16 protein-coding genes are annotated in these 13,808 nt (G+C 62.0%); all 16 read left to right on the top strand.

Features of this window, described 5'->3' with window-relative positions:
* Positions 1 to 24 precede the first annotated feature (24 nt).
* The 16 genes from M2396_RS19905 (at position 25) to M2396_RS19830 (ending at position 13,801) form a co-directional block, all read left to right on the top strand.
* The gene (locus M2396_RS19905) at positions 25 to 372 is read left to right on the top strand and encodes an Hpt domain-containing protein (protein ID WP_101317857.1); all 348 of its coding nucleotides are present in this window, start codon (positions 25 to 27) and stop codon (positions 370 to 372) included.
* 70 nt (positions 373 to 442) lie between these two features.
* On the top strand, positions 443 to 1,735 hold the full coding sequence (locus M2396_RS19900; protein WP_259077430.1) for a flagellar hook-length control protein FliK: 1,293 nt from the start codon (positions 443 to 445) through the stop codon (positions 1,733 to 1,735).
* A 161-nt stretch (positions 1,736 to 1,896) separates the two neighbouring features.
* Positions 1,897 to 2,394, top strand: coding sequence for a flagellar basal body-associated protein FliL (fliL, locus tag M2396_RS19895; RefSeq protein WP_101317860.1), 498 nt, complete (start codon positions 1,897 to 1,899; stop codon positions 2,392 to 2,394).
* 9 nt (positions 2,395 to 2,403) lie between these two features.
* Entirely contained in the window at positions 2,404 to 3,372 is a 969-nt protein-coding gene (fliM, locus tag M2396_RS19890) for a flagellar motor switch protein FliM (RefSeq protein ID WP_101317862.1), read from the top strand.
* Between the two features lie 46 nt (positions 3,373 to 3,418).
* Positions 3,419 to 3,877 (top strand): flagellar motor switch protein FliN, encoded by a 459-nt coding sequence (gene fliN / locus M2396_RS19885; RefSeq protein WP_101317864.1) that lies wholly within the window; start codon positions 3,419 to 3,421, stop codon positions 3,875 to 3,877.
* Complete coding sequence (gene fliO / locus M2396_RS19880; protein WP_259077425.1) at positions 3,878 to 4,333, top strand: flagellar biosynthetic protein FliO; 456 nt, start codon at positions 3,878 to 3,880, stop codon at positions 4,331 to 4,333.
* Positions 4,333 to 5,088: a flagellar type III secretion system pore protein FliP gene (gene fliP, locus M2396_RS19875; RefSeq protein WP_178080752.1), complete on the top strand. Its 756-nt coding sequence runs from the start codon at positions 4,333 to 4,335 to the stop codon at positions 5,086 to 5,088. Before fliO ends, fliP begins: the two co-directional genes overlap by 1 nt.
* A 21-nt stretch (positions 5,089 to 5,109) precedes the next feature.
* Complete coding sequence (gene fliQ, locus M2396_RS19870; RefSeq protein WP_101317868.1) at positions 5,110 to 5,379, top strand: flagellar biosynthesis protein FliQ; 270 nt, start codon at positions 5,110 to 5,112, stop codon at positions 5,377 to 5,379.
* 6 nt (positions 5,380 to 5,385) lie between these two features.
* The gene (gene fliR, locus M2396_RS19865; protein WP_101317871.1) at positions 5,386 to 6,162 is read left to right on the top strand and encodes a flagellar biosynthetic protein FliR; all 777 of its coding nucleotides are present in this window, start codon (positions 5,386 to 5,388) and stop codon (positions 6,160 to 6,162) included.
* Positions 6,163 to 6,164: 2 nt separating this feature from the next.
* Positions 6,165 to 7,307, top strand: coding sequence for a flagellar biosynthesis protein FlhB (gene flhB, locus M2396_RS19860; protein ID WP_259077421.1), 1,143 nt, complete (start codon positions 6,165 to 6,167; stop codon positions 7,305 to 7,307).
* A gap of 93 nt (positions 7,308 to 7,400) precedes the next feature.
* Entirely contained in the window at positions 7,401 to 9,530 is a 2,130-nt protein-coding gene (gene flhA / locus M2396_RS19855; protein ID WP_259077420.1) for a flagellar biosynthesis protein FlhA, read from the top strand.
* 11 nt (positions 9,531 to 9,541) lie between these two features.
* Positions 9,542 to 10,852, top strand: coding sequence for a flagellar biosynthesis protein FlhF (gene flhF / locus M2396_RS19850; RefSeq protein WP_101317881.1), 1,311 nt, complete (start codon positions 9,542 to 9,544; stop codon positions 10,850 to 10,852).
* 92 nt (positions 10,853 to 10,944) lie between these two features.
* Complete coding sequence (gene fleN, locus M2396_RS19845) at positions 10,945 to 11,778, top strand: flagellar synthesis regulator FleN (protein WP_101317883.1); 834 nt, start codon at positions 10,945 to 10,947, stop codon at positions 11,776 to 11,778.
* Entirely contained in the window at positions 11,775 to 12,515 is a 741-nt protein-coding gene (fliA, locus tag M2396_RS19840) for an RNA polymerase sigma factor FliA (RefSeq protein WP_101317885.1), read from the top strand. The genes fleN and fliA overlap by 4 nt, the downstream gene beginning before the upstream one ends.
* Before the next feature lie 104 nt (positions 12,516 to 12,619).
* The gene (locus M2396_RS19835) at positions 12,620 to 12,994 is read left to right on the top strand and encodes a chemotaxis response regulator CheY (RefSeq protein WP_178080754.1); all 375 of its coding nucleotides are present in this window, start codon (positions 12,620 to 12,622) and stop codon (positions 12,992 to 12,994) included.
* 18 nt (positions 12,995 to 13,012) lie between these two features.
* Positions 13,013 to 13,801, top strand: coding sequence for a protein phosphatase CheZ (locus tag M2396_RS19830; RefSeq protein ID WP_103436662.1), 789 nt, complete (start codon positions 13,013 to 13,015; stop codon positions 13,799 to 13,801).
* Positions 13,802 to 13,808: the final 7 nt, after the last annotated feature.

Raw genomic sequence — 13,808 nt, 5'->3', positions numbered from 1 at the left:
GCCGCCTCAACAGGGAGTGAACAGATGATGGACGTGCACATCGATGAGCGGGTCTTGCGTGACTTGCAGGACATCATGGAGGGTGGCTATCAGCAACTGCTGGAGATTTTTCTGGAAGACTCCGAGCGGCGCCTGAGCCAATTGCATGGCGCGAGAAATGCCAGTGAGTTGGGCATGGCCGCGCACAGCTTCAAGGGCAGCAGCAGCAACATGGGTGCGGTCGGTTTGGCCGCCCTTTGCCAGCAGCTCGAAGAGCGGGTCAAGCAGTCGCCGGCCTATGGCGTTGAAGACCTGGTCAACCGTATCGACTCCGAATACCGCCAGGTGAAGTGCTTCTACCTACTCGAATGTGAGCGTGTCTCCGGCAGTTGAGCAAAACTGGCGCGAGTTTTGCCTGTCTCTGTGCAGACGATTTTGCCGCAAGCCGGCGCGGAGACCCTCGATGCCTGTCGCACCCAACCCACTGATCCAAGCCAGCGCCCCCGTCAAGCAGACCCGGGTGGGCGCCGACAAGCCGCCTGCGGCCGCTGTTGCGCAGGATAAAGGCTTTGATCAAGTGATGGCAAAGCAGGCCCGCGACAGTGTCGGCCAACGTGACGACAAGGTGGCCCCGGCCAAACCGAAGGACAAGCCCGACGCCGCCTCGGCCGGCAAGGCCCAGACCGCCGACAAGCCTGAGGTTGCCGCTGACGGCAATAACTTGCCAGGCAGCGACCCGGCGCAGCAGGCCGACGCCAGCACTGACGGCGATAACAAGGCTTCTGTGGATGCCAGCCTGGTTGCCGGCCAGGTCACCGACGCCCCAGCCGGTGCCCAACTGATCCAGGCTCAGGCGCAGGCGGTTGCTCCCGTCTTGCAGGCTGGTGTGCCGGCAACTGCAGCGCCGCAAACCGGCGAGCCGGCCGAGGCTGCGTTCGACCCCGAAGCTGACGCCTTGGCAGGCCTGCCAAGCCTGCGCTTTGCACTTGAGCACAGTGCTCAGGCCAAAGGCACGACCTCGGCGCATGCGGCCAATCAGTCAGAAACTGGCAAGGCACCCGCAGACGGCAACCAGGCTGCCGTCAATACCTTGGCGAACGTGGTCGAGAAAGGCGAGCACGAAGGTGACAAGTCCGAGTCAGGCCACAAAGCTTTCGGCAGCCTGATCGAGGACGGCCTGAAAGACATCAAGAGCGCCAGCAGTGATACCCGCGTCGACAACTTCGCTGACCGCCTGGCCACGCTGACCCAGGCCGCCACCGCCAAGACCGCCAACGCCGTGCCGGTCAACCCCAGCCCGCTGCAACAGCCGTTGGCAATGAACCAGGGCGCCTGGACCGAAGGCCTGGTCAATCGGGTCATGTACCTGTCGAGCCAGAACCTCAAGTCGGCGGATATCCAGCTTGAGCCGGCCGAACTGGGTCGGTTGGACATCCGCGTCAATATTGCCACCGACCAGGCCGCGCAGATTACCTTTGTCAGTGGTCACGCCGGTGTGCGTGACAGCCTCGACAGCCAGCTGCACCGTTTGCGTGAGTTGTTCGCGCAGCAGGGCCTGGCCCAGCCTGACGTCAACGTTGCCGATCAGTCCCGCGGTCAGCAGCAGCAGGCGCAGCAAGAGGCATCGCAGCTGTCCGGTGTGGCGGCACGGCGTGGCGCGGCCGCTGCGGCTGAGCAAGGTGAGCTGAGCGAGGCTTCACGCGCGGCCGAGCAGCAAGTAGTGATCGGCGACAGCGCAGTCGATTACTACGCCTGACCCAGCATTTGCTGATCCAGGACGCCGGGCCAGTCTGCCGTCACTCTGTTGGGTGACGACGGGCGGGCCCGGCGTTTTGTCTACGTTGCAATATCTGGCATAACACTTGCTCAAGCCACGTCATCCACCTACGAACCCCTGATGGACGACGGATTATTGGCATGGCGAAGAGCGAAGCAGTGAAAGACCCCGCCGCAAAAGGCAAACTCAAGTTGATCCTGCTGATGGTAGTGGCACTGCTGCTGGCGGTTGGCCTGTCGGTGGGCGCTACCTGGTTCATCATGCACAAGGGCGAAGCGGCGCCAGCCACCGACCCGGCCCTGGCCAACGTCAAGCCGGCTGCGATCTACGAGCCGCTGGCGCCGGCCTTTGTGGTCAATTTCAACCAGAACGGCCGCCAGCGCTACATGCAGGTGAGCATCACCCTGCAAGGCCGTAACCAGGCTGACATCGACGCACTCAAGGTGCACATGCCGGTGATCCGCAACAACCTGGTGATGATGTTCTCGGGGCAAGGCTTCGACACCCTGGCCAGCAGTTCGGTGGGCCAGGAGATGCTGCGCCAGAAGGCCACTGCGGTGGTCCAGGAAGTGGCGCAGAAAGAAGTCGGCAAACCGGTCATCGACCAGTTGCTGTTCACCAACTTCGTGTTGCAGTAGGAGTCCGTAATGGCCGTACAGGACCTGCTGTCCCAGGATGAGATCGACGCGCTGCTGCATGGCGTCGACGATGGCCTGGTACAGACCGAAAGTGCTGCCGACCCCGGCAGCATCAAGAGCTACGACCTGACCAGTCAGGATCGGATCGTGCGCGGGCGCATGCCGACCCTGGAAATGATCAACGAGCGTTTTGCCCGCTACACCCGGATCAGCATGTTCAACCTGCTGCGCCGCTCCGCCGATGTGGCGGTGGGTGGCGTGCAGGTGATGAAGTTCGGCGAGTACATCCATTCGCTGTACGTGCCCACCAGCCTCAACCTGGTCAAGATCAAGCCGTTGCGCGGCACCTCGTTGTTCATTCTCGACGCCAAGCTGGTGTTCAAGCTGGTCGACAACTTCTTTGGCGGTGACGGGCGTCACGCCAAGATCGAGGGGCGCGAGTTCACCCCGACCGAGCTGCGCGTGGTGCGCATGGTTCTGGATCAGTGCTTCGTTGACCTCAAGGAAGCCTGGCAGGCGATCATGCCGGTCAACTTCGAGTACATAAACTCCGAGGTCAACCCGGCCATGGCCAACATCGTTGGTCCCAGTGAAGCGGTAGTGGTGTCGACCTTCCACATCGAGCTCGATGGCGGCGGCGGCGACCTGCACGTGACCATGCCCTACTCGATGATCGAGCCGGTGCGCGAGATGCTCGACGCGGGCTTCCAGTCCGACCTCGACGATCAGGACGAGCGCTGGGTCAAGGCCCTGCGCGAGGACGTGCTCGATGTCAGTGTGCCGGTCACCGCCACGGTTGCCCGCCGCCAGCTGAAACTGCGCGACATCCTGCACATGCAGCCGGGCGATGTGATCCCGGTTGAGCTGCCCGAGCACCTTGTGCTGCGCGCCAATGGCGTGCCGTCGTTCAAGGCGCGGCTGGGCTCGCACAAGGGCAATCTGGCCCTGCAGATCATCGATCCGATCGAGCGCCGCTGACGGCGTGCCGGTCGCAACCCCGAATTGAATGCTTGTCGAGGACACTATGGCTAACGAAAACGAAATCACCTCTGCCGAGGACCAGGCCCTGGCCGATGAATGGGCTGCCGCGCTGGAAGAAACCGGTGATGCCGGCCAGTCCGACATCGATGCACTGCTGGCCGCCGACAGTGGCGGCGCCGGGCGCCTGCCAATGGAAGAGTTCGCCAGCTCGCCCAAGCCCAATGAAAACGTCAGCCTCGAAGGGCCGAACCTGGATGTGATCCTCGACATCCCGGTGAGCATTTCGATGGAAGTCGGCAGCACCGACATCAACATCCGCAACCTGCTGCAGCTCAATCAGGGGTCGGTGATCGAGCTCGACCGCCTCGCCGGTGAGCCGCTGGATGTGCTGGTCAACGGCACCCTGATCGCCCATGGCGAAGTGGTTGTGGTCAACGAGAAGTTCGGCATCCGCCTGACCGACGTGATCAGCCCTAGCGAACGCATCAAGAAGCTGCGCTGAGTGAAGCCGGTGATACGCGCTGTGGCCGCTGTCGCCACGCTGCTGGTCAGCGAAGTGGTGGTTGCCTCGCAAGCGCCTGCTGCTGCCCCGGTTACCGCTGCGACGCCGCCAGGTGGTCTGGGCGGGCAACTGGCGCAGATGGTCTTTGGCTTGTTGCTGGTGGTCGGCCTGATCTTCGCGCTGGCCTGGCTGCTGCGGCGCATGCAGGGCGCCGCGCCGCGCGGTGGCCAGGTGATCGAGATCATCGGCAGCCGCACCATCGGCCCGCGTGACCGGCTGTTGCTGGTGCAGGTCGGCAAGGAACAGATCCTGCTCGGGCACAGCCCGGGCAGCATCAAGGCCTTGCATGTGCTGGCCGAGCCGGTCGAGGTGCCTGCCAGTGCCCGCCCGGCGCCTCCAGAGTTCGCCCAGCGGCTGTTGGAGCTGATGGGCAAGGATCAGAAGGACACCAAGTGATGATCGGCGCCGTGCGCATGCTGTTGACCCTGGCGCTGCTGCTGGCCGCGCCGCTGGCCCTGGCCGCCGACCCGCTGTCGATCCCCGCCATTACCTTGTCCAGTGGCGCCGACGGCCAGCAGGAGTATTCGGTCAGCCTGCAGATCCTGATGATCATGACTGCGCTGAGTTTCATTCCAGCGTTCGTCATCCTCATGACCAGCTTTACCCGCATCATCATCGTCTTTTCGATCCTGCGCCAGGCCCTTGGCCTGCAGCAGACGCCATCCAACCAGGTGCTCACCGGCATGGCCTTGTTCCTGACCCTGTTCATCATGGCGCCGGTGTTCGACAAGGTGAACAAGGATGCCCTGCAGCCGTACCTGAGCGAGCAGATGACGGCTCAGCAGGCCATCGACAAGGCCCAGGGGCCGCTCAAGGACTTCATGCTGGCGCAGACCCGGCAGAGCGACCTGGACATGTTCGTGCGCCTGTCCAAGCGCACCGACATTGCCAGCCCCGAGCAGGCACCGCTGACCATTCTGGTGCCGGCGTTCGTCACCTCGGAGCTGAAGACCGCGTTCCAGATCGGTTTCATGATCTTCATCCCGTTTCTGATCATCGACATGGTGGTCGCCAGCGTGCTGATGGCGATGGGTATGATGATGCTGTCGCCGCTGATCATCTCGCTGCCGTTCAAGATCATGCTGTTTGTGTTGGTCGATGGCTGGGCACTGATCATGGGCACCCTGGCCGGTAGTTTCGGTGGCCTCTGACACCGTCAAGGAGAGCGTGGCATGACCCCTGAAGTTGCCGTTGACCTGTTCCGTGATGCGCTCTGGCTGACCGCCCTGATGGTTGCCGTGCTGGTAGTGCCGAGCCTGCTGGTCGGTCTGGTGGTAGCGATGTTCCAGGCTGCGACCCAGATCAACGAACAGACCCTGAGCTTTCTGCCGCGTCTGCTGGTGATGCTGGTGACGCTGATCGTGGTCGGGCCTTGGCTGGTGACCAAGTTCATGGAATACATGCTTGGTCTGTACACCAGCATCCCGCAGTTGATCGGTTAGCCGGCGATGCTGGAGCTTACCGACGCGCAGATCGGCACTTGGGTAGCGACTTTCATGCTGCCCTTGTTCCGCGTCACTGCGGTGCTGATGACCATGCCCATCTTCGGCACCAAGATGCTGCCGGCGCGGGTGCGCCTGTACGCCGCGCTGGCGATTACCGTGGCCATCGTGCCGGGGTTGCCGCCAATGCCGGAGTTCGACCCGCTGAGCCTGCGCGGGCTGATGCTGTGCGGTGAGCAGATCCTGGTGGGCGCGCTGTTCGGTTTCTCGTTGCAGATGCTGTTCCAGGCGTTTGTCATCGCCGGGCAAATTGTCGCGATCCAGATGGGTATGGCATTCGCCTCTATGGTCGACCCGGTCAACGGCGTCAACGTGGCGGTGGTCAGCCAGTTCATGACCATGCTGGTGAGCATCCTGTTTCTGCTGATGAACGGCCACCTGGTGGTGTTCGAGGTGCTCAGCGAAAGCTTTACCACCTTGCCGGTCGGCAATGCCCTAGTGGTCCAACACTTCTGGGAAATAGCCGGGCGTCTGAGTTGGGTATTTGGCGCTGGGGTGCTGTTGATTCTGCCGGTGGTCACCGCACTGCTGGTGGTCAACGTATCGTTTGGCGTAATGACCCGTGCGGCGCCGCAGTTGAACATCTTTTCGATCGGTTTTCCGCTGACCCTGGTGCTCGGCCTTGGCCTGTTCTGGGTCGGCCTGGCCGACATCCTCTCGCATTACCAGGCACTGGCCAGCGAAGCGCTGCAGTGGCTGCGTGATCTGGCACGGGCGCGCTGAGCATGGCAGAAAGCGAGAGCGGCCAGGACAAGACGGAAGACCCCACCGACAAGCGCAAGCGTGACTCGCGCAAGAAAGGTGAGATCGCCCGTTCCAAAGAACTCAATACGGTGGCGGTGACCTTGGCCGGCGCTGGCGGTCTGTTGGTGTTCGGCGGCCATCTCGCTGACACCCTGATGGACTTGATGCGAATTAACTTCTCGCTGTCGCGCGAGGTGCTGATCGACGAGCGCTCGATGGGTCTGTTTCTGCTGGCATCAGGCCAGAAGGCGCTGTGGGCGGCGCAGCCATTGTTGATCATGCTGTTCGTGATTGCCTTTGTGGCGCCGATCATTCTGGGCGGCTTCATCTTCTCCGGCAGCCTGCTGCAACCCAAATTCAGCCGGATGAATCCTTTGGCCGGGATCAAGCGGATGTTCTCGCTGAACGCGCTGACCGAGCTGCTCAAAGCGATGGCCAAGTTTGTACTGATCCTGTTTGTGGGCTGGCTGGTGCTGGTCAATGACCGTGTAGCGCTGTTGTCCATCGCCAACGAGTCGCTTGAGCAAGCGATCATCCACAGCGCGGTAGTGGTCGGCTGGAGTGCGTTGTGGGTCTCGGCGGGGCTGCTGCTGATCGCTGCGGCGGACGTGCCGTTCCAGCTCTGGCAGACACAGAAAAAACTCAAGATGACCAAGCAGGAAGTGCGCGACGAGCACAAGGACTCCGACGGTAAGCCCGAGGTCAAGCAGCGCATCCGGCAATTGCAGCGCGAGGTCTCGCAGCGGCGCATGATGGCGGCAATCCCTGACGCCGACGTGATCATCACCAACCCGACCCACTATGCCGTAGCCCTGCAATACGACCCGGAGAAGGGCGGGGCCGCGCCGTTGCTGCTGGCCAAAGGCAGCGACTTCATCGCCCTCAAGATCCGCGAGATCGGCGCCGCGCACAACGTGCAGATTCTCGAGTCGCCGGAGCTGGCGCGGGCGATCTACTACTCCACCGAGATCGAGCAGGAAATCCCTGCCGGCCTGTATCTGGCGGTAGCCCAGGTGCTGGCGTTCGTCTTCCAGGTCCGCCAGCACCGCGCCGGCAAGGGCAAGCGCCCTGATCCGCTGAACAAAGACCTGCCGATTCCGGACGATCTGCGCCGCGACAGCTGATCGCAGGCATCCGTTGGCAAAGTTGGACAGCTTCTTGCAAAGGCAGCGCAGGCGCTCTACAGGCGTCAAAGTTTTGCTTGAAGAGGAATCGCGGTGGATCGCAGTCAGTTAATCAGCAACGCGCGCAGCAACCTGAGCGGACTCGGTCGGGGCAACCTGGGTGTGCCGTTGTTGCTGTTGGTGATGTTGGCAATGATGATGTTGCCGATCCCGCCGTTCCTGCTCGACGTGTTCTTCACCTTCAACATCGCCCTGTCGCTGGTGGTGCTGCTGGTCTGCGTATATGCCCTGCGGCCGCTGGACTTCGCCGCCTTCCCGACCATTCTGCTGGTAGCGACGCTGTTGCGCCTGGCGCTCAACGTCGCCTCGACGCGGGTGGTGCTGCTGCACGGCCACGAGGGCCATGGCTCGGCGGGCAAGGTCATCCAGGCCTTTGGTGAGGTGGTGATCGGCGGCAACTACGTGGTCGGTGCCGTGGTGTTCGCCATCCTCATGATCATCAACTTCGTGGTGGTGACCAAGGGCGCCGGGCGTATCTCTGAAGTCAGCGCGCGCTTCACCCTCGATGCTATGCCCGGCAAACAGATGGCGATCGACGCCGACCTCAACGCCGGCCTGATCGATCAGGCCCAGGCCAAGGCGCGCCGCGCCGAAGTCGCCCAGGAAGCCGAGTTCTACGGCTCTATGGACGGTGCCAGCAAGTTCGTTCGCGGCGACGCCATTGCCGGCCTGCTGATCCTGTTCATCAACCTCATCGGCGGCGTGCTGATCGGTATCCTCTCGCACGGCATGTCGGGCGGGGAGGCCGGTAAGGTCTATGCGTTGCTGACCATTGGTGACGGTTTGGTGGCGCAGTTGCCATCCTTGCTGTTGTCCACCGCCGCCGCAATCATGGTGACGCGCGCCTCGGGCTCCGAGGACATGGGCAAGCTGATCAACCGGCAGATGTTCGACTCGCCAAAAGCCTTGGGCGTGTCGGCCGGCATCATGATCGTCATGGGCCTGGTCCCGGGGATGCCGCATGTGGCCTTCCTCAGCCTCGGTGTAATGGCCGCCGGTGGCGCCTATCTGGTCTGGCGCAAACAGCAGGTCAAGGCGGTCAAGGCGCTGGAAGAAGTGCAGCGCCAGCAGGATCTGCTGCCATCCCCGCAGCGCGCAATGGACACCAAGGAGCTGGGCTGGGACGACGTCACTCCGATTGACATGATCGGCCTGGAAGTAGGCTACCGGCTGATCCCGCTGGTCGACCGCAACCAGGGCGGCCAGTTGCTGGCGCGGATCAAGGGCGTGCGCAAGAAGCTCTCGCAGGATCTGGGCTTCCTCATGCCGACCGTGCACATCCGCGACAACCTCGACCTGCAGCCAAGTGCCTATCGTCTGACCCTGATGGGGGTAATCCTCGCGGAAGCCGAGATCTACCCGGACCGCGAGCTTGCAATCAACCCAGGTCAGGTGTTCGGTACCCTCAATGGTATCGCCGCGCGTGACCCGGCGTTCGGCTTGGAGGCGGTTTGGATCGACATCGGCCAGCGCGCGCAGGCGCAGTCGCTGGGCTACACCGTGGTCGATGCCAGCACTGTGGTGGCGACCCACTTGAACCAGATTCTGCAAAAGCACTGCCACGAACTGATCGGTCACGAGGAAGTCCAACAACTGTTGCAGGTGCTGGCCAAGGCCTCGCCGAAGCTGGCCGAAGAATTGGTACCTAGTGTCATTTCCTTGTCGGGGCTGCTCAAGGTCTTGCAAGCTCTGCTCTCCGAGCAAGTGCCGGTGCGCGATATCCGCAGCATTGCCGAAGCTATCGCCAACAACGCTGGCAAGAGTCAAGATAATGCCGCGCTGGTCGCCGCAGTGCGCGTCGGATTGTGTCGCGCCATCGTGCAAAGTATTGTCGGCGTTGAGTCCGAGCTGCCTGTTATCACCTTGGAGCCAAGGTTGGAACAGATTTTGCTCAATAGTCTGCAAAGGGCCGGGCAAGGTCAGGAAGATGGTGTTCTTCTTGAGCCGAGCATGGCCGAAAAGCTACAGCGTTCGCTTATCGAAGCGGCCCAGCGTCAGGAGATGCAAGGTCAGCCAGCTATCCTTCTGGTAGCCGGCCCGATCCGGGCAATGCTGTCGCGCTTCGGCCGCCTGGCTGTACCGAATTTGCATGTTTTGGCGTATCAGGAAATACCTGACAACAAGCAAGTCACCATCGTTGCCACCGTGGGCCCGAACGGCTGAGGTAGTGGAGTATGCAAGTTAAGCGTTTTTTCGCCGCAGATATGCGTCAGGCCATGAAGCTGGTCCGCGATGAGCTTGGCTCCGATGCCGCTATCATCGGTAACCGGCGCATCGCCGGCGGCGTTGAGCTGACCGCTGCACTGGACTACAAGCTGTCGGCGCTGGCGCCGCGGGTGCCCAACCCTGAGCTTGAAGACGAGCTGCGCAAGACCCAGTCGCGCATCGCTACCGCCCAGGCCGAACTGAGTAGCCGCAGCGATGCCGATGACGGCAACCGTCAGTTGTTTGCCGGCCTCTCGCTGACCGCTTCCGAGCCCTTGGTCGAGCCGCACGTCGAGCAGCCCGCCGCCCCGGCTGCGCCGGCAGTGGCGCCGGTTGATCCGCGCCTGTTCGATGCCATGCGCTCGGAGCTGTCCGGCCTGCGTGAACTGCTCGAAGTACAGCTCGGCTCGCTTGCCTGGAGCCAGTTGCAGGGCAGCAAACCGCTGCAGGCCAACCTCTGGCGGCGCCTGCAGCGTGTTGGCCTGACCGGTGCGCTGGCCCGTGAACTGCTCGACCTGACCGGCGAAATCGACGAGCCGCGGCAAGCCTGGCGGATGATCCTCGCGCACCTGGCGCGAATGATCGATGTACCCGAGATCGAACCGATCGAGGAGGGCGGGGTAATTGCCATGGTTGGCCCGGCCGGCATGGGCAAGACCACCACCCTGGCCAAGCTGGCAGCGCGTTATGTGCTCAAGTACGGCGCGCAGAACCTGGCGCTGGTGAGCATGGACAGCTTCCGTATCGGCGCTCAGGAGCAACTCAAGACCCTGGGCCGCATCCTCAACGTGTCGGTGACCTACGTCGACCCGGGCGAGTCCCTCGCCCAGGCCCTGGAGCCGCTGCTGCGCAAGCGTGTGGTGCTGATCGATACCGCCGGCCTGCAGGCCAGTGATCCGGCCCTGCGCATGCAGCTGGAGACGCTCGCCGGGCGCGGTATCGCTTCGAAGAATTATCTGGTCCTGGCAACCACCAGCCAGAAACAGGTGCTGACCGCCGCCTATCACAGCTACAAGCGCTGTGGCCTGGCTGGCTGCATCCTGACCAAGCTTGATGAAACCGCTTGTCTCGGTGAAGTACTGAGCCTGGCGATCAGTCATGAACTGCCCGTGGCCTATCTTACCGACGGCCCGCGTATTCCTGACGACCTGCACCTGCCGCGCAAGCACCAACTGGTCAGCCGCGCCGTCAGCGTGCAAATGCAGGAAGACCCCAGCGAAGAGGCCATGGCCGATATGTTCGCTGATCTGTACCACAACTCCGGCAAACGCGTGGGTTGAAGATGAACACAATGCAAAGTACCTACAGCAAGGGCTTTAATCACAGCCCTCCATGTGGCCTCGGTTCAAGCGCGACAAGGTAAAGAACAAATATGGGTAGCATGCATCCCGTACAGGTTATCGCCGTGACCGGTGGCAAAGGTGGCGTCGGCAAGACCAACGTTTCAGTCAACCTGTCCCTGGCGTTGGCCGAACTCGGCCGCCGGGTCATGTTGCTGGACGCCGATCTGGGTCTGGCCAACGTCGACGTGCTGCTGGGGCTGACGCCCAAGCACACCCTGGCCGACGTCATCGAAGGCCGCTGCGAGTTGCGCGACGTGCTCCTGCAGGGGCCTGGCGGGGTACGCATCGTGCCGGCCGCCTCGGGCACCCAGAGCATGGTCCACCTGCAGCCGGCGCAACACGCCGGGCTGATCCAGGCCTTCAGCGAGATTGGCGACAACCTCGACGTGCTGGTCATCGACACCGCTGCCGGTATCGGCGATTCGGTGGTGAGCTTTGTCCGCGCCGCGCAGGAAGTGCTGCTGGTGGTGTGCGACGAGCCGACCTCGATCACCGACGCCTACGCGCTGATCAAACTGCTCAATCGCGACTATGGCATGAACCGTTTCCGCGTCCTTGCCAACATGGCCCAGAGCCCGCAGGAAGGGCGCAACCTGTTCGCCAAGTTGACCAAGGTCACGGACCGCTTCCTTGACGTCGCCCTACAATACGTCGGCGCCGTGCCGTACGACGAATGCGTGCGCAAGGCGGTGCAGAAGCAGCGTGCAGTTTACGAAGCCTTCCCTCGCTCCAAGTGTGCGCTGGCGTTCAAGGCCATCGCGCAGAAGGTCGATAGCTGGCCGCTGCCTGCCAACCCTCGTGGGCATCTGGAGTTCTTCGTCGAGCGTCTGGTGCAGCCCACCAGTGCGGGACCAGTGCTATGAGTGCAAGCGGTTTTCAGATGTACAGCAAGGCTTCCAAGGACGCCCAGTACGAGTTGGTCGAGCGTTACGCGCCGCTGGTCAAGCGCATCGCATACCACCTGCTGGCGCGCTTGCCGGCCAACGTGCAGGTCGAGGACCTGATCCAGGCCGGCATGATCGGCCTGCTCGAAGTGTCCAACAAATACGATGCCAGCAAGGGCGCCAGCTTTGAAACCTACGCCGGTATCCGCATCCGTGGCGCCATGCTCGACGAGGTCCGCAAGGGTGACTGGGCGCCACGTTCGGTGCACCGCAATACCCGTATGGTCAGCGACGCGATGCGCGCTGTTGAAGCAAGAACCGGTCGCGACGCTAAAGATCACGAGGTTGCTGCCGAACTCCAATTAGGTCTCGATGATTATTACGGGATTCTGAACGATACCCTGGGCAGCCGACTGTTCAGTTTTGACGACCTGTTGCAGGACGGCGAACATGAAGGTCTGCACGAGGATGGCGCCAGTGCGCAGGTCGAACCGTCGCGTGATCTGGAAGAAGAACGCTTCCAGACGGCGTTGACCGATGCGATCGCCAACCTGCCGGAACGCGAGCGGTTGGTGCTGGCGCTGTACTACGACGAAGAGCTCAACCTCAAAGAAATCGGTGAGGTGCTGGGGGTCAGCGAGTCGCGTGTCAGCCAGCTGCACAGCCAATGCGCGGCACGTCTGCGCAGCCGGCTGGGTGAATGGCGAGCGCGTTGAAACCGGGGTCGCTGCAGTCGTTTTGACGGTGTACCGAATTGATTGAATGCGCGCTCGGGGCCGAGCGCGTTTAAGACTGCTTGGAGGTCTAATTGAACAAAGACATGAAAATCCTCATCGTTGACGACTTTTCGACGATGCGGCGGATCATCAAGAACCTCTTGCGTGATCTGGGCTTCACCAATACCCAGGAAGCCGACGATGGCCTGACCGCCATGCCGATGCTCGAAAGCGGCCACTTTGACTTCCTCGTCACCGACTGGAACATGCCCGGCATGTCCGGCATCGACCTGCTGCGCAAAGTGCGTGCCGATGAGCGTCTCAAGCATCTGCCGGTGCTGATGGTAACTGCCGAAGCCAAGCGTGATCAGATCATCGAAGCGGCCCAGGCCGGCGTCAATGGTTACGTGGTCAAGCCGTTCACCGCCCAGGTGCTCAAAGAGAAGATCGAAAAGATCTTCGAACGCGTGAATAGCTAAATCACGCCAGGGGGCGCCATGGACTCTAACAACAACTCTTTGGGTGAGTTTGAAAACACCCTGAAGAAGCACGCTCAGGAACTGGTCGAGAGCCTTGAGCGCGGCCGGTTTGGCGATGCGGTGCAGCTGATTCATCAGCTCAACCAGACACGCGACCGTGGCCTGTACCAGGAAGTCGGCAAACTGACCCGCGAGCTGCACAGTGCGATCGTCAGTTTCCAGATCGACCCGGCAATGCCGCAGGCCGAGGAAGTCTCGCAGATCACCGATGCCACCGAGCGTTTGTCCTACGTGGTCAAGCTGACCGAGGGTGCCGCCAACCGCACCATGGACCTGGTCGAAGCGAGCACCCCGGTACTCAACGACCTGGCCGGTGAGGCCCAGGCGCTGAGCACTGACTGGCAGCGCTTCATGCGCCGTGAAGTGGCCGCGCCGGAGTTTCGCGATCTGGTCAAACGAGTCGACAGTTTCCTGACGCACAGTGCCGAGGGCAACCGCAAGGTGTCCGGGCACCTCAATGACATCTTGCTGGCTCAGGACTATCAGGACCTGACCGGCCAGGTGATCAAACGCGTCACCGCGTTGGTCACCGAAGTAGAAAGCAATCTGCTCAAGCTCGTGCTGATGGCCAGTCAAGTCGACCGCTTTGCCGGTATCGAACATGACCACGATCAGTTGCGTGCTGAAAAAGATCAAGAAAAACATCCGACTCGGGGTGAAGGTCCGCAGATTCATGCCGATAAGCGTGAAGACGTTGTGTCCGGTCAGGACGATGTCGACGATCTGCTGTCCAGCCTTGGTTTTTAGGGAGCAC

The sequence above is a fragment of the Pseudomonas sp. BIGb0278 genome (assembly GCF_024809895.1).
In the GTDB taxonomy this organism is placed as follows: domain Bacteria; phylum Pseudomonadota; class Gammaproteobacteria; order Pseudomonadales; family Pseudomonadaceae; genus Aquipseudomonas; species Aquipseudomonas shirazensis.
The sequence above is the reverse complement of the archived record's forward strand: the minus strand, read 5'-3'. Positions and strand labels throughout refer to the sequence as shown.

Coding starts and splice junctions, on each gene's coding strand:
- M2396_RS19905 (WP_101317857.1), top strand. CDS start 25: ATGATGGACGTGCACATCGATGAGCGGGTCTTGCGTGACTTGCAGGAC.
- fliN (WP_101317864.1), top strand. CDS start 3,419: ATGGCTAACGAAAACGAAATCACCTCTGCCGAGGACCAGGCCCTGGCC.
- flhB (WP_259077421.1), top strand. CDS start 6,165: ATGGCAGAAAGCGAGAGCGGCCAGGACAAGACGGAAGACCCCACCGAC.
- fliQ (WP_101317868.1), top strand. CDS start 5,110: ATGACCCCTGAAGTTGCCGTTGACCTGTTCCGTGATGCGCTCTGGCTG.
- fliP (WP_178080752.1), top strand. CDS start 4,333: ATGATCGGCGCCGTGCGCATGCTGTTGACCCTGGCGCTGCTGCTGGCC.
- M2396_RS19835 (WP_178080754.1), top strand. CDS start 12,620: ATGAAAATCCTCATCGTTGACGACTTTTCGACGATGCGGCGGATCATC.
- fliM (WP_101317862.1), top strand. CDS start 2,404: ATGGCCGTACAGGACCTGCTGTCCCAGGATGAGATCGACGCGCTGCTG.
- M2396_RS19900 (WP_259077430.1), top strand. CDS start 443: ATGCCTGTCGCACCCAACCCACTGATCCAAGCCAGCGCCCCCGTCAAG.
- M2396_RS19830 (WP_103436662.1), top strand. CDS start 13,013: ATGGACTCTAACAACAACTCTTTGGGTGAGTTTGAAAACACCCTGAAG.
- fliL (WP_101317860.1), top strand. CDS start 1,897: ATGGCGAAGAGCGAAGCAGTGAAAGACCCCGCCGCAAAAGGCAAACTC.
- fleN (WP_101317883.1), top strand. CDS start 10,945: ATGGGTAGCATGCATCCCGTACAGGTTATCGCCGTGACCGGTGGCAAA.
- flhF (WP_101317881.1), top strand. CDS start 9,542: ATGCAAGTTAAGCGTTTTTTCGCCGCAGATATGCGTCAGGCCATGAAG.
- fliA (WP_101317885.1), top strand. CDS start 11,775: ATGAGTGCAAGCGGTTTTCAGATGTACAGCAAGGCTTCCAAGGACGCC.
- fliR (WP_101317871.1), top strand. CDS start 5,386: ATGCTGGAGCTTACCGACGCGCAGATCGGCACTTGGGTAGCGACTTTC.